This is a genomic window from Blastomonas sp. CCH1-A6 (genome assembly GCF_001556365.1).
Taxonomy (GTDB): domain Bacteria; phylum Pseudomonadota; class Alphaproteobacteria; order Sphingomonadales; family Sphingomonadaceae; genus Blastomonas; species Blastomonas ursincola.
Genome location: NZ_LSIS01000283.1, coordinates 1 through 21,055 on the forward strand (window position 1 = coordinate 1; position 21,055 = coordinate 21,055).

The 21,055-nt window shown below is 66.2% G+C and carries 12 protein-coding genes and 1 tRNA gene; 6 read left to right on the forward strand and 7 right to left on the reverse strand.

The window, feature by feature from the left end; translation table 11 throughout:
- From AX735_RS13390 to AX735_RS13400, 3 genes are all read right to left on the reverse strand, one after another.
- Positions 1-968: Hpt domain-containing protein (locus tag AX735_RS13390; RefSeq protein WP_202189580.1), on the reverse strand; the 968-nt coding region annotated here is incomplete at its 3' end.
- Positions 965-1,243 carry an STAS domain-containing protein gene (locus AX735_RS13395; RefSeq protein WP_060977763.1) on the reverse strand — a complete coding sequence of 93 codons (279 nt, stop codon included), beginning with the start codon at positions 1,241-1,243 and terminating at the stop codon, positions 965-967. The genes AX735_RS13395 and AX735_RS13390, both read right to left, overlap by 4 nt.
- Positions 1,244-1,262: 19 nt before the next feature.
- The gene (locus AX735_RS13400; protein WP_066281174.1) at positions 1,263-2,663 is read right to left on the reverse strand and encodes a methyl-accepting chemotaxis protein; all 1,401 of its coding nucleotides are present in this window, start codon (positions 2,661-2,663) and stop codon (positions 1,263-1,265) included.
- A 651-nt stretch (positions 2,664-3,314) separates the two neighbouring features.
- Between AX735_RS13400 and AX735_RS13405 the strand changes: the two genes are divergently transcribed.
- The 3 genes from AX735_RS13405 to AX735_RS13415 are packed head-to-tail and all read left to right on the forward strand — an operon-like array spanning position 3,315 to position 9,936.
- On the forward strand, positions 3,315-5,663 hold the full coding sequence (locus AX735_RS13405; RefSeq protein WP_171007708.1) for a CHAT domain-containing protein: 2,349 nt from the start codon (positions 3,315-3,317) through the stop codon (positions 5,661-5,663).
- A complete protein-coding gene (locus AX735_RS13410) occupies positions 5,660-8,065 on the forward strand; it encodes a two-partner secretion domain-containing protein (protein ID WP_171007707.1) in 2,406 nt (801 codons plus the stop codon). The genes AX735_RS13405 and AX735_RS13410 overlap by 4 nt, the downstream gene beginning before the upstream one ends.
- Positions 8,056-9,936, forward strand: a complete 1,881-nt coding sequence (locus AX735_RS13415) for a ShlB/FhaC/HecB family hemolysin secretion/activation protein (RefSeq protein ID WP_066281088.1) — start codon at positions 8,056-8,058, stop codon at positions 9,934-9,936. Before AX735_RS13410 ends, AX735_RS13415 begins: the two co-directional genes overlap by 10 nt.
- Before the next feature lie 78 nt (positions 9,937-10,014).
- Here the strand turns inward: AX735_RS13415 and AX735_RS13420 are convergent, their stop codons facing one another.
- The 4 genes from AX735_RS13420 to recJ all read right to left on the reverse strand — a co-directional run bounded on the left by AX735_RS13420 (position 10,015) and on the right by recJ (position 17,463).
- The gene (locus AX735_RS13420; protein WP_082751097.1) at positions 10,015-11,961 is read right to left on the reverse strand and encodes a TonB-dependent receptor domain-containing protein; all 1,947 of its coding nucleotides are present in this window, start codon (positions 11,959-11,961) and stop codon (positions 10,015-10,017) included.
- Complete coding sequence (locus tag AX735_RS13425) at positions 11,958-15,149, reverse strand: sialidase family protein (RefSeq protein WP_231750118.1); 3,192 nt, start codon at positions 15,147-15,149, stop codon at positions 11,958-11,960. Before AX735_RS13425 ends, AX735_RS13420 begins: the two co-directional genes overlap by 4 nt.
- A gap of 379 nt (positions 15,150-15,528) precedes the next feature.
- Positions 15,529-15,603: transfer RNA gene (locus tag AX735_RS13430), tRNA-Glu, on the reverse strand.
- 75 nt (positions 15,604-15,678) lie between these two features.
- On the reverse strand, positions 15,679-17,463 hold the full coding sequence (recJ, locus tag AX735_RS13435) for a single-stranded-DNA-specific exonuclease RecJ (protein WP_066281091.1): 1,785 nt from the start codon (positions 17,461-17,463) through the stop codon (positions 15,679-15,681).
- A 91-nt stretch (positions 17,464-17,554) separates the two neighbouring features.
- Between recJ and AX735_RS13440 the strand changes: the two genes are divergently transcribed.
- Genes AX735_RS13440 through AX735_RS13450 form a run of 3 tightly spaced genes read left to right on the forward strand, consistent with a single transcriptional unit; the run spans position 17,555 to position 21,039 of the window.
- Positions 17,555-18,049, forward strand: a complete 495-nt coding sequence (locus tag AX735_RS13440; RefSeq protein WP_066281094.1) for an NAD(P)H-dependent oxidoreductase — start codon at positions 17,555-17,557, stop codon at positions 18,047-18,049.
- A 54-nt stretch (positions 18,050-18,103) separates the two neighbouring features.
- Positions 18,104-20,035 (forward strand): alpha/beta hydrolase family protein, encoded by a 1,932-nt coding sequence (locus AX735_RS13445; RefSeq protein WP_066281098.1) that lies wholly within the window; start codon positions 18,104-18,106, stop codon positions 20,033-20,035.
- The gene (locus tag AX735_RS13450; RefSeq protein WP_066281099.1) at positions 20,032-21,039 is read left to right on the forward strand and encodes a histone deacetylase family protein; all 1,008 of its coding nucleotides are present in this window, start codon (positions 20,032-20,034) and stop codon (positions 21,037-21,039) included. Before AX735_RS13445 ends, AX735_RS13450 begins: the two co-directional genes overlap by 4 nt.
- The last annotated feature ends 16 nt before the right edge of the window (positions 21,040-21,055 follow it).

Genomic DNA, 21,055 nt, shown 5'->3' on the forward strand with positions numbered 1-21,055 from the left:
CCCGCCGCAGCGGCACCTGTCGCCGAGCCGGTGGCAGAACCCGCGCCGGCCGCTGCGGCGGGCACGGGGGTGGGGGCCTGTGCGGCTTCGACCGCCGGGGCAGGAGCCGAAGGCGCAGCTTCGGGGGTCAGCCCGCCCGAATCGATCGCGACATCCAGGTCGTCGCCCGAAAAGCCGAACACGTCCTCGATCGCATCGCGCTCGACATCGCCGGGCAGCGTCACGTCCCAGGCCAGATAGGCACCGGCGGGATCGAAGCTGTCGAGATCGGGCAGCGCGCTGGTGTCGAGCCGCACCGTGCCTTCGCCCAGCGAGCGCAGTTCGCGTAGCAGTAGCAGCGGTTCGCCGCCGTTCAGCATGGCGCTGGCCTGCGGCTTCATGGTGACGCGCCAGGCGGGCTTGGAGGGTGCGACTTCGGTGGCGATGTCGTTGAGCATCGCATCGAGATCGAACGAGAGCAGATCGTCGACGTCGGAAGACGATTCGGTGGCGGTGAGCGCTTCGGGCGCCGCTTCGACAACCGGTTCGGGCGCCGCTTCTGCCGGAGCGGGAGCAGCAGCAGCTTCGGCGGGAGCGGCAGCCGCAGCGCCGCCGCCCTGCTGCGCAGCGGCAAGCTGGGCGATCATCGCACTGTCATCGGGCGCTTCGCTGCCCTCGAGCGCCCGTGCGACATGGTCGCCAAGCAGGTCGAGCGCGCGAAGCAGCAGCGACAGCAGATCCTCGGTCATCGGCAGGATGCCGTCGCGCACATCCGAAAGCAGCGTTTCGAACCCGTGGGTATAGACCTGCAGCGCGGTATAGCCGAACGCGCCCGCACCACCCTTGATCGAGTGGACCGAGCGGAACACGTCGTTGACCGCGTCCATGTTGTCGGGCTGGCTCTTGCAGATGGTCAGCGCCCGTTCGGCGGAGGCCAGAGCTTCCTCGCACTCGGCGAAGAAGATGGTACGGATTTCCTCGTTGGTCATGACGGCATTCCATTTCCGCACAGCATGTCCGGATCGGCTCCGGCATTGGTCAGTGTCGCGCGCATTTTTTCAGAAGGAGTGATGGTCAGCGCCTGCCCGGTGCGGTTGGCGGTCTGGCGCGCGCTCAGCAGCAGCTGCAGCATGGCCTGGCCCAGCGCAGTGACATCCGACCCGTCGATCGCCACCGGTCCTGCCTTCAGCTTGTCGCGCAATTCGGCATGCAGCGAGATCGCGCTCGCGCGATCGCACCGGCTGGGCAGAGTCAGTTGATGCATCACTCTGTTCTCCTGTTCCTCAGAATTCCGACCAGTCTTCTTCGGAAATGGTTAATGCTAGGTTTCCTGAAACCATCGGCGTGCGTGCGGCAGGGGCACGGCGGGGTGCCTTCGCGGCCGCAGGCTGCTTGATCGGCGCGATGTTTCCTGTCTGGAAGCGCTGGACAACCTGAGCCAAATCAGTGGCTTCCTCTGCAAGGCTGCGGGCAGCGGCGTTCGATTCCTCGACCATCGCAGCATTTTGCTGGGTCATCTTGTCCATCTCGTTCACCGCGAGATTCACCTGCTGCAGACGCAGCGCCTGCGCCTGGGCGGACGACGAGATCTCGGAGATTCGCGTGTTGATCGCGGCGACGCGGTCGCTGATCTGCAAGAGAACGGTGCCGGTCTCATCGACCAGCGCCACGCCGTCGGACACACCTGCGGTCGAAGCGGTGATCAGTTCCTTGATGTCCTTGGCGGCATCGGCGGAACGCTGTGCGAGCGCGCGCACCTCGTTGGCGACCACCGCAAAGCCTTTGCCCGCATCGCCAGCGCGTGCGGCCTCGACCCCGGCATTCAATGCCAGCAGATTGGTCTGGAAGGCGATGCCGTCGATGACATCGATGATGTTGGTGATCTCGCTCGAGGATTTCTGGATGGCGTCCATCGCGGTGACGGCGCGGCGCACGACGGCCCCGCCATCGGTTGCGGCGTGATGCGCCTCGCTGACCTGCTTGCCGACCTCAGAGGCGTTCTGCGCGGTCTGCTGCACCATGCCGGTGACTTCGCGCATCGCTGCGGCGCTTTCCTCCAGGCTGGCGGCCTGCTGTTCGGTGCGGCTGGCCAGATCGTCCGAGGCCGAGCGGATTTCCGAGGCGCCGTTGAGCACGTTCGACGCGGCGCTCGATGTCTGGGTCAGCAGCTGACAAAGCTGGCCCATGGTGTCGTTGAAATCCCGGCGCAGGCTGTCGAATTCGGAGTCGAAGGCAGAGTTGATCGAATATCTGAGATTGCCGTTCTTCATGTGATGCAGGCCCGACGTTATCTCGGACACGACCACGCGCAGAGCCGCATCCGCGCGGACACGTTCGGCGGCATTGTCCTTGAACACCAGCATCGCCTTGTTCATCCGGCCGACGCAGTCGCGGTGATCGGTAAAGGCGATGGCACTGTCCAGATCGCCAGCCGCAAGCCCCTCCATACGGACGACCGTATTCACATAGGGGTCACAGACCGCCTTTTTTGCATATAGCACGAACGCCCCCACCGCCATCAGCACCGCCAGCTCGCCGATCATTTCCCACAGGACGTCGCCGTTGCCGCCGACGAGTTCGACAGCGCTGTGCGCGGCGGGAATAATCGCAATGGCCAGCAGCACGCCGAGGATTATGTCGAATTTCTTGCGAATTGGATAATGGGCGTAAAAGTCTTTAAGCATGTCGGTCTCCTCTGGCGTCCCGCTGTCCAGCTTGGATGACACCGCTTAATCCGGCACTGCATAAGCAATGGTTAATGGAAATTTCCCGTAGAATTACCGAGATTTTCTACCTTGAAGCGCGTTCTGATCGATAATCAGACCCGTTCAACTTCGATGAGCTATCGATCGATTGGTTAATGCCGGCAGGAGGATTGGCCATGTCCGCGCGTGCATTAACCGGAGAAAACTGTTTGAAATCAAAATGCAGTCATTTCGACGATGCCCCTGTCCAGCCAGTCTGACAGAGTGCACCGATGGATCGGCCAAAAGTCCGTCCGACAAGGTGGCGAGCCGTCGGGTCGCGCAGTGCCGCAGCTTGTTTCGGGATGTAAAATTTCTGTTCCAATCTGATGGTGCGTGCTGACCCGCGAGCGGTGTGCGAGTCGCCATGCACCGGGCTGACGGTAACGACCGGTCGAGCCCTGGCGCACGCCTTGGGAAATCGACTTGTAACTTGCCATTGGCTAGGCATAACTTTCACAGCCCTCCGATCGGCAGCGGAGCCTCACCCCAGACAAGGGCTTGATGATGGCAGGGATGTTTCATTCTCGGCGCGGCCTCGTTACCGGGGTCCTGACTGTTGTCGGCAAGCTGGCTGCTGCTGGGCTCATCATGAGCGCATCGCCCGTCCTTGCCGCCAGTCCGGCGCAACTGTGCCAATCGTTTGACCGGGGCCGTGCGGCCGCACCGATCGATGGCGCGGCCTTGCGCAGATCGACCGAGATGATCGAACAGCGGCTGGCGCGCCGCAGCGGATCGAACGAAAGCGCCGACGGCGCAATGGAACTGCTCAACCTAGAGGACGCAGCATCGGGTGCCGCAGAATTGCGCGAGCTTGCGGCCTATTGCGCCGCAGCGGGCGAACTGATGCGCACCGGCAGTGGCGGGACCCAATCTGCAGCGCAATCCTTTCTGCTGACCGCGTTCCGCATGGCGGAGGCCGCCGGAGAACAGCAGGTCGCGTCGCGCGCAGCCTACAGGCTGGGTCTGGTGTCGCTCAATGCAGCAACCATACCGGCGACCCGTGGGGCGAGACGTTCGCGATCGGGAACGCGCGGCGCGGTGGAGACCGTGGCGCAGGCCGATGCGATCGGCGACGGCGTCTGCGGCGCCCTGTCCGCGGTCCAGCTGGGCACGACGCCACCGCAATATGTCGCGTCCGTCGCCTTGCGCTGCGCATCGGTGCGCAGCCTGACCACACAGGATTACCAGACAGCAGCACTGGCGCAGCTGCGCCTTGCAAGAATTGGCCTCGGCCTGCTGGCCAAATCCGACGACCGTCAGGACCTTCTCAGATCGACCATCGCGAGCGCTCTGGAGCAGGGCTTTGCCGCCGCCGCATCCATTTCGGGCGCGGCCATGCGCAGCGAGATCACCGGGCGGCTCGCCGAAGTGGCGCTCGAAAGCAGGGCGGTCGATGCGGCGACGCTCGGCACCCGGATCGCTGCCATGCGCTCTGCGGCAGGGAACGACGTGGCCAGCGCGGCCTATGCGGCTGCGATGGAGGCGAGGCTGGCATTGGCGCAAGGAGATGCGGGCACCGCGCGCGAACGCATCAACCAGGCGATCTTTCTCGAGGCGCAGCGTCCCATACCCGTGCGGTTGCCCGAATGGTACGTGCTGCTGGCAGAGATCGACCCGGAGCACCGCGCTGCCCATGCGCTTGCCGGCTACCGGGCGCTCGAGGCGATAAGGCCGCTCTTGCCCGCGGTCGATCCGCTGACCGAAGAATCCACCTTTTCCCTGCGGATGCACAAGGTCTTCGAAAAGGCGGTCGATGTGACGCTGTCGTCGATCCCGCCGGGCGACAGCCGCGAGGGAGAGGTGATCCTCGCCGCACAGGCAATGATTGAGACCTTTCGCGAGGCGGAGATCCAGAGCCTGTTCGGCAGCGAATGCGTGCCGCCGCGCATTGCCTTCACGCCATCGGACCTCGCGGCGGGCGAGGTGCTGCTCTATCCGGTTCTGCTCGCGGACCGGCTCGAGATCATCCTGGCTGAGCGTCCGGCATCGGGCGGACCGGCCATCTACAGGCGGTTGCCGCCTGACCAGGCTGCCGATCGCCAGCGCGTCGCGGCGCTGGTCGAAAAGGTCAATCTGGGGCTGAGCGAAGGCTTTGACGATGCATGGCGCCAGCCCGCGCGTGAGCTTGATGCGCTGCTCATCGAGCCTGTGGCAGCACTGCTCTCGCCCCAGACCACCCTGGTGATCATTCCCGATGGCCCGTTGCGCGCGCTGCCCTTTGCGGCGCTGCCCGATGCAGCAGGTCGTTTCCTCGTCGAGCGCACCCGGCTGGGCGGCAGCCCTGCGCTCGGTTATTCGCAGCCTGGTTCCGGCAGGCGCGATGACCAGCTTCGCGTCGTTGCGGCCTCGTTGCAGCAAAGCGTCGAGATTTTCGGCGGCACCTTTCCGGCGCTCGAAGGGACGACCGAGGAGGCGCGCATAGCCGCTGCCGTCGGCAAGCGCTCGGGCAGCCGGTTCATCGAGGATTTCCGCCGCGCCGATCTGGCCGAGGCGCTGCGGGGCGGTGCGATCGATGTCCTGCACCTGGCCACGCACGCCTCGTTCAACGGCGGCTCCAACCGCAGCTTCATCGTCGCCAATGGCGAAGCCATCCCGCTTTCAGAACTGCGCCGGATGATTGCCGGCAACTCGGCGCGTGGCGGAGCGCTCGACCTCATCGTGCTCAGCGCCTGCGAGACCGCCGTCGGAGACGACGAGGCCAATATGGGGCTGGCCGGCGCCGCGATCCAGGCCGGTGCTGCCAGCGCGATCGCCTCGCTCTGGCAGGTCAACGATGCAGGCACGGCAGAGCTGATGCGGCAGTTCTACGCGGGCTATGATGCGGGTCAGAGCAAGGCCGAGGCGTTGCGCCAGGCCCAGCTCGCTCTGCTTGCCGATGGTGCGTTTTCCGATCCCAATATATGGGCGGCGTTCACGCTGCTGGGGGCCTGGCGATGACGCGGCGCCGCACCCTGCTGGGTACCGCGCTGATGGCGGCCCTGCCTGCATGGCTGCCGATCGCCGCCCAGGCGCAGACGGTCATTGTCGCCGATACGGCCCCCGACCGGAACCTGGGGACCATCGTCAACCGCGACGGCACCCGGACGACGATTGACGGCGGCAGGCTGGCCGGCAGAAACCTGTTCCACTCGCTTGCTACCTTCCGCTTGAATGCAGGCGATACCGCAGCCTGGACATTTTCTTTCGCGAATCCCGCCTTGATCCAGAACGTCATCACGCGGGTGACCGGAGGCGAGCTGTCGACAATCAATGGCACGATCGACAGCGCCGCGCTTCCCAATGCGGATTTCTGGTTCATCAACCCGGCTGGCATCGTGTTCGGCGAGAATGCGCAGCTCAATGTCGCGGCCGGCGCGCATTTTGCCGCCGCTTCACATCTCGATTTTTTCAGGGGTGGTCGCTTCTCGGCGGTCACACCCGGCGGATCGACATTCTCGATGACCGTCCCTGAGAGTTTCGGGTTTCAGGGAACCGAGGGCGCGCTGGCGGTCTTCGGCAGCCCGGCAAGTCGGCCGATCGCAGCGCCAGGGGCCATCACCCTGGCCGGGCGCGACCTTTCCATTTCCGATCGTGCGCTGGTCGTCGGGGAGCGATTTTCGCGGGGATCCGGCTTCCGGCTCATCGCAGCGGGCAACAGTCCCGTCGTGCTGCCCATCAACCCGAACAGCACCGACCCGATGATCGCCACGGGCCGCCTCACTGTCAGCAATGCCACGATCACGTCCGCCCGCGAGGATGTGGAAATCGATGCCGGATCGATCGTGATGTCGCGAACGGCGATAAGCGTCGACGCACTGTTCGAGCCAACGCTGGTCATGTTCGCCACCGATTCGATCACGCTCACGGACAGCCTGATCAACACGAGCGCGTCTGGCGACAGGGGAGCAGGAGCGATCATCTTCACTGCGCGAAATGCCCTTATCCTGGACCGGACCACGCTGTTCAGCAACCAGAGCGGAACCGGGCTGCAGGGGTTCATCGCGATGGAAGGCAGCGATGTCAGGATCCGGGACTCGCGGATATCGGCGCTCTCCACAGGGCTAGGCGATGCCGGGAACATCTTCGTCGATGGCCGCACCATAGTCGTCGATGGCGCCAGCGTCATCGAGACCAACGGTCTTTCGCGTGGCGTCGCCGGGTTCGTGCAGTTCAGGGCGGCCGAATCGATCCGGCTCGCGGGCAATGCCGCCATCACGAGCAACAACAGCAGCGGCGGCCGAAGGGCGTTTGCCGGCTTGATCCGCTTCGAGGCTCCCGACATCCGGCTGAGTGGAAACGCCAGCATCACCGCCAATTCGCTGGGGTCGGGTAGCCCGGGAGACATCGGGATTGCCGCCAGAGATTTCCGCATGGATGGCGGTCGCATCGAGCTGACCGCAGCCGGCACCGGCGATGCCGGCACGCTTCAGATCACCGCCGATACCATCAGCCTGGCCAATGGTGCCTTGATCAGTTCGGATACCACCAGCCTGGGGCAGGCGGGGTCGATCACCATACGGGCAGCGCAAGGCCTTGCCATGGAGCGGGGCGTGACGGTCACCAGCAGCACGACGGGCGCGGGCAATGCCGGATCGATCTCGATTTCGGCGAGCGAACTCCGGCTCGACAATTCGGCGATTGCGACCGCAGTGGCACCGGCGGCCCGGGGCGGTGCCGGCAACATAACCATCACCACGTCCGGGGATATCGTACTGGCCAATGGCTCGCGGATTGCCTCGAGCAACGATGGGCTCGCGACCGACGCGGCGAGCGCGGGGACGATCACCGTGGGTGCGCGCGATCTCACGCTCGCCAATGGGGCGCAGATCACCACCAATTCGGCTTTCGGTCCCGCCGGGGCCATCCGCCTGGACCTTCCCTCGGGGGGCCTGTTGCGGCTCAGCGATGGGGCGTTCGGGCCCAGCATCGTGACGACGTCGTCGGGGCCAGGCACCGGCGGCGTCATCACCATCGGCAATCCGCTTGCCATCATCAGCCAGGGCGGCAACATATTCGCGCTGGGCGAGCAGGCGGGGGCGAATGTCGTGATTCGCTCGCAATTCTATATCGATGCCGCCGACCGGCTCGATCAGATCCGGGTCAACGGCAATTTCGTCTTCCAAGGCCAGCTCGATTATGTCGCCTCGGGTGAGGAGCCGAGGGATATCGACCTGCTCGATGCAAGTGCGGTGCTGGCAGGACGGTGCCGGGCGGCGCGTGCCGGCGGCGGGGCGAGCCAGTTGAGCATCGCCGCGATTGGACCCTATGGCCTAGCAGAGCCCGAGGCCGCACCCGGTGAACGTCCAGCCGAGCCTGTCGCGCTGCTGGACCGCGCCGCTCCGGATCGGCCGTGCGGCTGAGACCGGCTCTTGCGACCGCAGGCCTGATCGCGCTCATGTCGGGCCTTTGGGCACCGGCGGCGGCGCAGGTGGTGCCGGATGGAGCGCTGAGACCGGATGCGGGCGCATCACGGCTGCCGCCCCCCGTTTATGCCGATCCGGTGCCGCGCCCGGCACCCGGCCCATCCAAAACGCCGACGGCGCCATCGGTTACGCGCGTGCCCGGCGATGTCCCCGGCGTCCCGGACCAGGGGGCGGTCACGCTGACCCAACTCATCGTCGAGGGTGACCGCGCCATGAAGCCGGTTGAGGCATGGGCACCGGCCCGCGATGCGGCAAGCGGGCTTGTCGTCTCACTGGAGCCGGACGAACTCATCGACCCCGCCTGGGTGCAGCGCCAGTTTGCCGCCAACGATCTGGTCGGCCCGCCTGTTCCCTACGCCCGGATCATCGCGCTGATCCAGCTGATCAATGCGCAGTTCGCCGTGAACGGCTATGTCAATTCGGGTCTGCTAGTCCCCAGCCAGCCGCCGATCCGCGAAAGCGGCCCCTTGCGGCTCAGGCTGGTGCTTGGCCGTGTGGCGGCCGACGGGTTGAACATAGCCGATCCCGGACGCGGGCTGGACCGCCGGTTCGTCCTCGACCGGCTGCCATCCGCCACGGCCTATCCGTTCAATGCCGCTGATTTCGAGCGCCAGTTCCGGCTGCTGGCAGAGGATCCTGCGGTTACCACCGTCAATGCCGATCTGCGCCCCCATGGCCGACCAGGCGAAGCGGCGCTGGCGGTCACGGTCATGCCTGCAGAGCGGCTGGACGCGTATATCAGCCTTGCCAACAGCCGCACGCCGTCCATCGGCGCGCAGCGCACGGCGATCGGCGGCAGCATCAGAAATCTGCTGACACCCGGTGACCGGCTCGCCATCGAATTCGGGCGGACACGCGGGGTGATCGATGTGGCGGCAAGTTTCGAGGAACCCATTTTCTCGCCAAGTTGGCAGTTCTTCGTGGGATTGGGCTTCAACGATGCGGCGGTGGTCGATTCCATCCTCGCGCCGCTGGACATTCGCACGGAGGGCATCCAGCTCTACACCGGCCTGGCGCATCAACTGATCAAGACCCCGCTCATGCCCAAAGGCGACGGGACATTCGCGCCCTCGACCTCGCTGGTAGCGCGCGCGCAGTTCGATTTCCGTGACACGAAAACCTTCCTGCTGGGCGAGCGCTTCAGCTTCGCGCCCGGATCGGTCGATGGCGTGTCGCGCTATTACGCTGCGCGCCTGGCACTCGATTTCGTGTCGCGCTCGATCCGCCAGGTGCTGGCGCTCAGCGTCACCCTTTCGGTCGGCATCGATGGCACCCGAAGCGACATTGCCGGAGTTCCGGCTCCCGACCGCAATTTCATCGGCGTGCTCGGCCAAGCAAATTACGCGCGCAGGCTCAATGGAGCGGGAACCGAATTGCGCGGTCGGTTGACGGCCCAGTATAGCAGCAGCGTGACTTATGCCGGAGAGCGCTTACCGATCGGTGGCCTCAACTCGGTCCGTGGCTATCGCGAAACGCTCTATCTGGTCGACAATGCGGTGATCGGCTCGATCGAGCTATCGCAGCCCTTGAACCTTGGGGGTGGAGCAGACGTCACCGGGCCGGGCCAGTTCGTCATCGGCGCCTTTGTCGACGCAGCCTGGTTCAGGAACCGCGAGCCGCCCAATCCTCCGCGCGATTTCATCTCGGGGGCGGGCCTGTCGCTGGCCTGGACGCCGCATCCCGCCTTGAGCGCTCGCGTCACCTGGGCGCATGACTTCCAGAAGACGCGTGTAGCGGGCAATCGCAACCTGCAGGATGACGGGATCTATTTTTCGATCCTGTTCAACCCGTCACGGCTGCAGCGCTAGCGCCATGGGCGACGCCGGCCATGCGGTGTCCGGTATCTGTGGAGGCCCTCAATGCCCGCTGCCCTGGCTGCATGGCCTCTAGTCGAACCGCAGCCCGATGCGCCACAGCCTGCCGGGCGAGGGCAGGCCTGCCTGCGGGAAGATCTGCGCATCGGTCAGATTGTCGACGGCGAAGGTGAGCACGAGGTCGCGTGCGCCCATGCGCGCAATCGGGATGGCTGCGCGCAATGCGATTTCCGCAGCCGCGGGCAGTTCGACCCGCTGGCCTGCAGCATCGAGATCGATCGCCTTGCCGATCGCGCGCAGCTCGGCGCGCAGATCGAACCTGCCGGAAACGTTCCAGTCGAGTACCGCCAGCGCCTCGTACGAAGGCCGTTGCGGCAGCCGGCGGATGGGGGCGCTGCCCGCATCGGCGCGTGCGCTGAGCGCGGTGCCCGACAGCTCGAGCCGCAGCGTTTCGGTCAGGTCATGCGCCAGCCTGGCGTCGATGCCGAAGCTGGTCGCGCCGGAAAGGTTGAACCGCTGGCGGCGACCATCGGCGAGCACGCGCTGCGCCAGGGTGTTTTCCGATCGGATCAGGAACGGATTGAGCGTCAGCGCAAAGCCGGTACGCGTCAGCCGCAGTTCGGCATCGGCGAGCCAGGCCTGTTCGGGCCGCAGATCGGGATTGATCGCAAAGCGGCCCAGCGCCTCGCCGAACAGCTCGCGCGCGGTCGGAAAGCGCGTGCGCCTGCCGCCGCTGAAGGTCAGCGCCGCGCCGTTGCCCAGATCGAACTGCAGCGCCGAGGAAAAGGCGCCGGCGCCGAGCGAGGGCTGGCGAGGCTTGTCCCCGGTCAGCGGATTGTCGACCGCATCATAGGCTGCGCCCAGCGTCGCGCGGATGCCCTGGGCGAGCTGTGCGTCCGCCTCCACGCCCGCGCTGTAGAGATTCTGACGATATCTGAGCCGGGGGCCTGCGATGCCCGAGGGGAAATCGGTCTCGACCTGCCGGTGCGTGCTCGACTGCGCCGATGCCGCCCAGCGAAGGTCGAGCGGCCCCAGCCGGTGCGCCAGCGTGATCCGCCCGCCGGTGGTGCTGTCGTCATCGTCCTGCGTGCGGCGCAGCGCGGCATAGCTGACGCTGCGATATTGTGCGATGCGCTGGCTGAAATCCTGATGCCAGGCCGTCGCCCTGAATTCGGCATGGTCGCCGAGCGTCAGGCCCAGGTTCAGCGTCGCCTGGGTCAGCGCGATATCGGGATAGCGCCAGAAGCGCGTTCCCGCCTCGGCCGGTCGGTCGGATTCGGGCGCGATGCCGCGTTCTGCCGAAAGGTGCAGCACCGAGGCGCGCAGGCGAAGATCGCCCTGTTCGGTTCCAAGCGCCGCGAAGAAGCTGGCGGCGTCGAGATCGCTGTTGGTACGCCGGCTGCGCGAGGCCTGGCTGAAGGGCAGGGGCCCGGCGAGCGGTTCGGCATCGCGGGTGATCCCGCCCGCCGCCAGCGTCGCCTCGACCGCACCAATCCGTTCGGCCAGCACCACCGATGCGCTGCCCGATCCCAGGCTGCCCGCTTCGGCATGCGCGAAGCTGCCCTGCGCGCTCTGCCGAGTCTGGAAATCGACCACGCCCGCGACGGTATTGGTGCCATATTCGATCGGCGCGGCGCCCTTGGTGATGCGGACATCGCCGATCAGCCCGGCGGGCAGCAGGCCCAGGTCGACGCGTCCGTCCCAGGGCACGGCGAGCGGCGCGCCGTCGAGAAACACCTGCGTCTGGCGTTCCTCCGCGCCGCGAATGCGCGCCACCGTCTCGCCGCGGGAATTGGCGCGTACGGTCACCCCTGCGACGCCGCGCAGCACATCGGCAAGGCTGCGCGGCTGGCGATCGACCAGCTCGTCCTGCGTGACAACCGTCTGCGGCGGCAGCACCCGCCCGGCCTGGGCAGGGGCAGTGACGGTGATCGGCGGCAGCCTGGTTTCGGCCGCCGCCGTTCCGGTCGTCACTATGGCGGGAGCCGCAAGCGCCGCCGCCAGACAGCGTGCTCTCATTCGGCTGCCGGATCGGCCGCCGGCACGGCCAGCGGCCTGCGCACGATTTCGGCGATGCCCGCCGCGCTCAATTGGGCGTTGAGCTTCGGCATATCGCTGCCGATCGCCGCTTCGAGTGCCGCCAGCTGCCGGTCGAGCTCGGCCGAAAGCGTCGCGAACACCGCTTCGCTCTGATCGGTCGGGCGCGCCTCGGCGCTCTCCGCAACGCCGATCAGCCCGGCGAGCTTGTCGTTGAGCTTGATCGGATAGTTGAGCGGGTCCTGACGCGAACGGTTGCGCACCTGGTAGAGCTCGCCCTCGATCGCGCTGAGTTTCGCATCAAACGCGCCTAGGGATGTGCGTAGCGCGGCATTGGCCGAGGCATTGCCCGCCGCTGCTGCGGTCTGCTCCTTGATGCCGCGGATCAGCAGCACCGCCTCGTTCGCCTGGCTGACGCGGCTGCTGACGCGGTTGGCGAAATCGAACCGCGCGACCAGGTCCGCCTGGGTGACATTGGTCAGGCGCGGGTCGGTGCGGATCTCGAACGGCTGGGTGAAGCTCTTGCCGTCGACGGTCAGGCGCGCCTGATAGCGGCCCGGTGCCGCCGTGATGCCGCCGTTGCGACTGGTCCACAGGATCATGCCGGGGAAATCGGTAAAGCCCGGGTAGCGCATTTTCCACACGAAGCGGTTGAGGCCGGGCTTCATCGTCGTGGTCGGCTTGGGCTTGGGCTTGAACGGGTCGTTGTCCTCGTCGTCCTTCTTTTCGTCCTTCTTGGGCTCGACCGGATTGCCCGCGAAGCTCTGGATCAGCGCGCCATCGGGGCCGAGAATGTCGAGCGCCAGCGTCTTGGGGCGGGTGGGCAGGAAATAGTCGATCGCGACGCCCTCATCGACCTCGCGCACCGCAGGAGCGGGGGCGAACAACCGCTCGGTACGCGGCGCGCCGCTTTCGAGCTGGCGCAGCACGCCGATATTGTCGAGCACCCAGAACGATCGGCCATGCGTCGCGATCACCAGATCGTTGGCGGTGACGGCGAGGTCCGAGACCTGAACCGCCGGCAGGTTGCGCTGTAGCTTGCGCCAGTCCTTGCCGCCGTTGAACGATACCCAGACGCCGCGTTCGGTGCCGAGATAGAGCAGGCCGGGGCGAACGATGTCCTCGCGGATGCTGCGCGCCATCTCGTCGGCAGGCAGGCCCGCAGCGATCGAGGTCCAGGTCCGGCCATAGTCGGTGGTCTTCAGCACATAGGGCTTGAAGTCGTTCAGCAGGAAGCGATGGCCGGTCATATAGGCGGTGCCGTCGGAATGTGGCGAATCCTCGACCGTCGTGATCTTCACATAGCGCGGCAGCGTCTTGGGCGTGACGTTGGACCATTTGCCGCCGCCATCGCGCGTCACATGCACCAGGCCATCGTCCGACCCAGCCCAGATCAGCCCGCGCTCGCGCCGCGATGGGGCGAGCGCAAATACGGTGGCATAGGTCTCGACGCCGGTCTGGTCGCGCGTGATCGGTCCGCCCGAGGGGCCGAGCGTCTTGGGATCGGCCAGCGTCAGGTCGGGGCTGATCTTCTCCCAGCTCTGCCCCTCGTTGCGGCTGCGCCAGACATGCTGCGAGGTGACATAGAGGCTCTTGGGATCGTGCGGGTCGAACACGATCGGGAAGGTCCACTGGAACCGCTCGGCAATCTCGCCCGCCGAATAGCCCATCGGATTGTCGGGCAGCACGTTGATCGCGCGCGCCTGGCCGGTGGCGCGGTCATAGCGGTCGAGCGTGCCGCCATAGCTGCCCGCATAGAAGATCTCAGGGTTCAGCGGATCGTTGGTGACATAGCCGCTCTCGCCGCCGCCCGCGGCAAAGCCGTACTGGCCGCCGCCGAGCACATTGACATGCTTCCAGTCGCGCGAGGGCACGCAGATGGTCGAATTGTCCTGCTGCCCGCCGCAGACGAAATAGGGGAAATGGCTGCTCACCGAGACGCGGTACATCTGCGCGGTCGGGTAATTCTGCCGCGTCCAGCTCTCGCCGCCATTGACGCTCACATTCGCGCCGCCGTCATTGGCCTGGATCATTCGCTGGTTGTTGGCGGGGTCGATCCACAGATCATGATTGTCGCCATGCGGCACCTTGATCTTCTTGAGCGTCGCCCCCGCGTCGTCTGATCGGAAGAAGTCGACGTTCAGGATATAGACCCGGTCCTTCTCGACCGGATCGGCGAGCAGGCGCGAATAATAGAAGGCGCGCTGGCGCAGGTCGCGGCTGTCGTTGCTGCGCCGCCAGCTCGCCCCGGCATCGTCGGAGACGAACAGCCCGCCTTCCTCGGCATGCTCGACAATGGCGTAGACGCGATTTGCATCGACCGGCGAGACGCTGACCCCGATCTTCCCGATCAGCCCCGTTTGCGGCAGCCCCGGCGCGCGGGTCAGTTCCTTCCACGTCTCGCCGCCATCGGTGCTGTGGAACAGCCCGCTGCCGGGACCGCCCGAGCTCATGCCCCAGGGCTTGCGCCACGCCTCCCAGAGCGCAGCATAGATGTTGCGCGGGTTCTTCGGATCGATCGAGATGTCGACCGCGCCGGTCTTGGCGTCGCGGAACAGCACCTTGCGCCAGCTCTTGCCACCGTCGGTGGTCTTGAACACGCCGCGCTCGGCATTGGCCTCGCCATAATGGCCGAAGCCCGCGACGAACGCGGTGTCGCAATTGGCCGGATCGATCCGCACCCGCGCGAAATTCTGGACATCGGCAAGCCCGGTCTTCGCCCAGGTCTTGCCCGCATCGACCGATTTCCACACGCCATTGCCGGGCAGGATGTTGCCGCGCAGCTGCGTCTCGCCGGTGGTCAGGTACAGGATATCGGGATTGGCCTCGCACACCGCGACCCCGCCGACTGCGGCGGTATCGAGCTGGCCGTCGGTGACCGGCTTCCAGCTCTGGCCGCTATCCGTCGTCTTCCACAGGCCGCCGCCCACGGCGGTGAAATAATATTCATGCGGGCGCGCCGCGCTGCCGGTGGCGGAGATCGAGCGGCCGCCGCGATCGGGGCCGATATTGCGCCAGGTCAGCGAGGTGAAATAGGCCTGCTCGTCCTCGGGCAACGGCGCATCGGCGGCCTCCTTGGCCTTGTCGAGCTCGTTCGCGTCCTGCGCCAGCACGGCGCTGGCGGGCAACCAGCACATCGCCAGCCCGATCCATTTGTGTCTGAGCTTCATCTACGCCCCCTCTTCCTGTCTGATAGGATCCGCGACCCGGCGGCAGCCGATTCCAGATTGTTTCCGTTGGCACCACCATCGGGTGGCGCATGTGGAAAATCAAGCAAACTCACAGGCTTGAGGCGACCGATCACACAGGGCAGGCGAACGCTGGTCGAGCGGCTTTTCGCAGCGATCGCGCCGGCGTTTCCGGGGGAGGGGCAATCGCAGCGAATCCAGGCCGGAATGATCGGGCAGCATGCATCGCCGAGCGCGAAACAATGGGACTATTGCCAATACAACGGCTTGCGGCCAGCCCAGTGGGGAATCAGTACATCGGGGACAACCGGAGCGATTCATTATCGCTGGCACCATCCGGCATGCTATGCGAAAGCATCCGTGGTGACCCCTACGGGAATCGAACCCGTGTTTCAGCCGTGAAAGGGCCGCGTCCTAACCGCTAGACGAAGGGGCCATCTGTGCGGGAAGCGCCCCTCTAAGCAGTTGATCGGGGGCAGTCAAGCGCCCGTTTCCGGTTTTTTTCGCTTTTTCAAAAATCGACCGGAGCGAGGTCGTCGATATGCATTTCGGTGGCATGATTGCCGTTCCAGCTGTCGATCTTCACGCGGCCCGCGAGCCAGAAACGCCGGTCGCGCGGGGCGCCGAGCAAAGCCTGGCCGAGCGGGGTATCGACGCTGCGAAATGCCATCGCCTTGAACGATGCGCCGTCATCGCCCGCTGCGATCGCGCGGACATGCGTGGTGCCGACGACGTCGCAGCGCACGATTCGCACCGGCCCGGTGGCGAGGCGCGGCGCGGGCCAGCCCATGCCATAGGGGCCCGCCGCCTCCATGCGCTCGACCAGATCGGGGGTGAGCCCGCGCGGCGCGACCAGCGCATCGACCAGCAGCCGCGCCGCGCCCGAGGCAGCGGCGACCGGGGCGGCGAGCCGATCTTCCAGAAACTCGCCGAATCGGTCGAGCAGGTCGGCGTTGATCGTCAGCCCTGCCGCCATGGCATGGCCGCCGCCCGCAACGAGCAGCCCTGCATCCTTGGCCGCGATGATCGCCGCGCCCAGATCGACGCCGGGGATCGAGCGACCAGATCCCTTGCCGATGCCCGACTCGTCGAGCGCGATGACCAGCGAGGGGCGATTCGTCTTTTCCTTGATCCGCCCGGCGACGATGCCGATGACGCCGGGATGCCAGGCGCGGCCCGCGAGCACCGCGACCGCGCGGTTGTGCTGCGCAGAGAGCAAAGCTTCGGCCTCTTCCTGCACCATCGCCTCGATCGCGCGGCGCTCGTCGTTGAGGCGCGACAGTTCGGCGGCGATGGCGCGCGCTTCGCTCTCGTCCTGCGTGGTCAGCAGCCGCACGCCCAAGTCCGCCGATCCGACGCGCCCGCCCGCGTTGATTCGCGGACCCAGTGCAAAGCCCAGGTCCGAGCAGACCGGGGCGCGGGTCAGCCGGCTGGCCTCGATCAGCGCCGCCATGCCGATATTGCGCCTGCGCCCCATGATCTTCAGCCCCTGCGCGACGAATGCGCGGTTGAGGCCCTTCAATTGCGCGACATCGGCGACGGTGCCCAAGGCTACCAGATCGAGCAGTTCCATCAGCGCGGGCTCGGTGCGGCTGGCGAAAAAGCCTTGCGCGCGCAGCGTGCGGACCACAGCGGCGGCGAGTAGGAAGGCGACGCCGACAGCGGCGAGATGCCCGTGCGCTGCCGCCTCGTCCTCTTCGTCGAGTCGGTTGGGATTGACGAGGGCAAAGGCGCGCGGCAGCTCGGCGGCGCATTTGTGGTGATCGACCACGACGACGTCGACGCCTGCCTCGTGCGCCATCTGCAGCGCCTCATAGGCCATCGCGCCGCAATCGACGGTGACGATCAATGTCGACCCGTCCTGAGCGAGTTTGGTGAGCGCCGCGCCCGAGGGGCCATAGCCTTCCATCAGCCGGTCGGGGATATAGGCGCCGGCGTCCAGGCCCAGATCGCGCAGCAGCCGGATCAGCAGCGCCGCGCTGGTCGCGCCGTCGACGTCATAATCACCATAGATGGTGACCTTCTCGCGCGCGATCACCGCCTGGGCGAGGCGGTCGGCGGCATTGTCCATGTCGCGGAAGATCGATGGATCGGGCATGAAGCCGCGGATCGTGGGTGCGCGATGCCGCTCCAGATCGTCGCGCGGCACGCCGCGGCTCAGCAGCAGCAGCGACACCAGGTCGTCGGGCTGCAGGTCCGCCTCGCGCCGGTCGCCCTCGGCACCACGCCAGTGCCAGGGCTGACCGGTGAGCGATCGGGTGATGCCGAGAACGGGATCGGGGTGGAGCGTGGCCATGGTCCCTCTCTAGCGAGCGCGATTCCGCTTGGCGAGGGTGTGCTGGGTCGAAAGGACTGGATTGCGGGAGGCTGGGCACTATCAAGGCAGAATGACAGAGCAGCCGATCCTGTTGATCATCTGGCACAGCCGCACCGGCGCTTCCAAGGTGATGGCGGAAGCGGCAGCTGCCGCTGCGCGTAACGAATGTACGGTGCAGCTGGTGGCGGCGGAGGAAGCAGAGGCCGCCGACCTGATTGCCGCTTCGGGCTATATTTTCGTCTGCCCCGAGAATCTCGCCAGCATGACCGGGGCGATGAAGGAGTTCTTCGATCGCTGCTATTACCCGCTGCTGGGGCGGATCGAGGGGCGGCCCTATGCGGCGACGGTGGCGGCGGGATCGGACGGGGCAGGGGCGGTGCGGCAGATCGAGCGGATCGCTACCGGCTGGCGATTGAAGCGCATCGCCGAGAGCCTGATCGTCTGCACACACGCGCAAACGCCCGAGGCCATTGCCGCGCCCAAGCATCCGGACGCGGCCGCGCTCGCCCCCTGCAGCGAATTGGGCGCGATGTTCGGGGCGGGGCTGGCCATGGGCATTTTCTGAGCTTAAGTGTTTGCATCTGAAACGAGATTTGGGTCCATTGCTGGGGAGTATCGCATGCTGTTCCGTTCGTCGCTGCTGGCTGTTGCCGCGCTCATCGCCGTTCCTGCCGCCGCGCAGCAGGCGCCCGTCCAGACACGCCAGGTCGGCACGGCGCGGCTGGAGAACGTGCCCGAGATTCCGCAGGACATCCGCGATGCGGTGCAGCGCTACCAGAATTATCGCGAAGCGCGGTTCCAGGACTGGCTGCCCGATGGATCGATGCTGATCACCACGCGCTTCGGATCGACCTTTCAGGTGCACCATGTGCCCGCTCCCGGCGCGGCGCGGCGGCAGCTGACCTATTATAGCGAGCCCGTCGGAGGGGCGAAGACCGTGCCTGGCAAGAAGCGCTTCGTGCTCACCCGCGATACCGGCGGCGATGAATGGTTCCAGCTGTTCGTGCGCGATCTCGACGGCGTGGGCCAGCCGCTGACCGAGCCGGTGACGCGCAACCAGTCGCCGGTCTTCGCCAAGGATGGGAGCCTGCTGGTCTGGTCGCGCGCCACCAAGGGTTCGGCCGACTATGCGATCATGGCTGCAGATCCTGCCGATCCGAAGAGCCGTCGCCTGGTCTGGCAGGGCACCGGTGCGGTCGGCCCGCAGGACATCAGCGCGGACAAGACGACGGTGCTGCTCGGAAAGGGCATTTCCAACCGCGAGAACCATCTGATGCTGCTCGACATGGCCAGCGGCAAGGTCACCCCGCTCGACTGGTCGGTCAAGGCCAAGGCGCGGTTCGAGGACCCGCGCTTCATCGATGGCGGCAAGGCGATCGTCGCGATCACCAACGCCGGCACCGACACGCGGCGGCTGGTGCGGATCGATGCCGCCACTGGCAAGATGACCGCGCTGTCGCGCGAGCCGGGCTGGGATGTCGAGGCCTATGACCTGTCGCCCGATGGCCGCACCATCGCCTATACGCTCAACGAGGACGGCTATTCGCGCGTGATTCTGATGCCGCTGGCGGGTGGCGCGGGCCAATCGCCAGCGCTTCCGCGCGGGGTTGTGACGGCCCTGTCCTTCTCGCCCGACGGCGGCAAGCTCGCGGTGGGGCTAACCAATGCGACCACCGCAGGCGATGTCTGGACCGTGGAGCTCGGCAATCAGGCGATCACCCGCTGGACCCAGTCCGAGCCGGGCGAGCTCGATCCCGCGAAGCTGGTCGAGCCGCAGCTGGTGCGCTTTACCAGCTTTGACGGGCTGACCGTGCCCGCCTTTGTCTATCGGCCCAAGAACGCCGCGCCCGATGCCAAGCTGCCGGTGATCATCGACATTCATGGCGGGCCCGAGGCGCAGACGCGTCCGAGCTGGAACCCCGGCGCACAATATTTTGCCGATGTGCTGGGCGCGGTGGTCATCCTTCCCAATGTGCGCGGCTCGGACGGCTATGGCACCAAATATCTCAACCTCGACAACGGACCGCTGCGCGAGGACAGCGTCAAGGATATCGGCGCGCTGATTGACTGGGCGGGCAAGCAGCCGGGCATGGATGCGAAGCGTATCGCGGTCTACGGCCAGTCCTATGGCGGCTACATGTCGCTCGCCAGCATGACCTTCTATTCGGACAAGCTGGTCGGCGGGGTCGAGCGCTATGGCATCAGCGATTTCATCAGCTTCATGGCCAATACCGAAGCCTATCGCCGCGACAACCGCCGCGCCGAATATGGCGACGAGCGCGACCCCAAGATGCGCGCGGTGTTCGAACGGATCGCGCCGCTCAAGAATGTGGGCAAGATCACCAAGCCGATGCTGGTGATGCAGGGCGCGAACGACCCGCGCGTGCCGCAATCCGAATCCGATCAGGTGGTCGCCGCGCTGCGCGCGAACGGGGTCGAGACCTGGTACGTGCTCTATGCCGATGAAGGCCATGGCTTCCTCAAGAAGGCGAACAACGATCTGCGCCGCGAGGTCGAGACGGTGTTCCTGAAGAAGCTCTTCGCACAATGAGGACGTTCTTCGATCCGCGCCAGCACGATCATGCGCCCGCGATGGAGCTGCACAACGGGGCTTATGTGCCCTATGCCGAGCATCGCGGACGCATGGAGAATGTGCTCGAAGCGCTGAGCGATATCGAAACGCCGCGCGATTACGGGCTCGAGCCGATCCGCCGGGTGCATCGCGACAATTATCTGGAGTTCCTGCAGACCGCGCACAAGCGCTGGGTCGAGGCAGGGCGCACTGGCGATGCGCATGGCTATGCGTGGCCGGTGGTGGGGCGGCGGCCGCTGAAGCTCAACCGGATCGACGCCGACCTTGGCCAGTTCAGCTTCGATGCTTCCAGCCCGATTGCTGCCGGAACCTGGTCCAGCGCCTATTGGGCGGCGCAATCGGCGCTGGCGGCGACCGAGGCGGTGCTCGGCGGCGATCGCTCAGCCTTCGCGCTGTGCCGCCCGCCGGGACACCATTGCGGCGCGGATTATCTGGGCGGCTATTGCTTCATCAACAATGTCGCGGTGGCGGCCGAAGCGGCCATCGCGGCGGGCCGGAAGCGCATTGCGATCCTCGATGTCGATTACCACCATGGCAATGGCACGCAGGATATTTTCTACGATCGCGGCGACGTTCTGTTCGTCTCGATCCATGCCGATCCTGCGACCGACTATCCGTTCTTCTGGGGCCATTCTGACGAGCGTGGCGAGGGGGCAGGCGAGGGCGCGACGCTCAACCTGCCGCTGCCGCGCGGCACGGACCTGGCCAGCTATATGGCGGCGCTGGAGACGGGGCTGGCCGCGATCCGCGCTTTCGGTGCGGACATGCTGTGCGTCTCGTTCGGCGCGGATACCTTTGCCGGCGACCCGATCTCGCAATTCGCGCTACAGACGGCCGATTATACCCCCATCGCCCGCTCGATCGCCGCGCTCGATCTGCCGACAGTGATCGTCATGGAAGGCGGCTACGCGGTCGACGCGCTGGGCGCAAATGTCGCAGCGTTTCTGGCGGGGTTTGGGTAGGCGGGTGTAGGCGCGG

Bases quoted from the DNA above. Each gene is read 5' to 3' on its own strand.
- AX735_RS13395 (WP_060977763.1), bottom strand. From the start codon at position 1,243: ATGCATCAACTGACTCTGCCCAGCCGGTGCGATCGCGCGAGCGCGATC.
- AX735_RS13445 (WP_066281098.1), top strand. From the start codon at position 18,104: ATGCTGTTCCGTTCGTCGCTGCTGGCTGTTGCCGCGCTCATCGCCGTT.
- AX735_RS13450 (WP_066281099.1), top strand. From the start codon at position 20,032: ATGAGGACGTTCTTCGATCCGCGCCAGCACGATCATGCGCCCGCGATG.
- recJ (WP_066281091.1), bottom strand. From the start codon at position 17,463: ATGGCCACGCTCCACCCCGATCCCGTTCTCGGCATCACCCGATCGCTC.
- AX735_RS13400 (WP_066281174.1), bottom strand. From the start codon at position 2,663: ATGCTTAAAGACTTTTACGCCCATTATCCAATTCGCAAGAAATTCGAC.
- AX735_RS13440 (WP_066281094.1), top strand. From the start codon at position 17,555: ATGACAGAGCAGCCGATCCTGTTGATCATCTGGCACAGCCGCACCGGC.
- AX735_RS13405 (WP_171007708.1), top strand. From the start codon at position 3,315: ATGAGCGCATCGCCCGTCCTTGCCGCCAGTCCGGCGCAACTGTGCCAA.
- AX735_RS13425 (WP_231750118.1), bottom strand. From the start codon at position 15,149: ATGAAGCTCAGACACAAATGGATCGGGCTGGCGATGTGCTGGTTGCCC.
- AX735_RS13420 (WP_082751097.1), bottom strand. From the start codon at position 11,961: ATGAGAGCACGCTGTCTGGCGGCGGCGCTTGCGGCTCCCGCCATAGTG.
- AX735_RS13410 (WP_171007707.1), top strand. From the start codon at position 5,660: ATGACGCGGCGCCGCACCCTGCTGGGTACCGCGCTGATGGCGGCCCTG.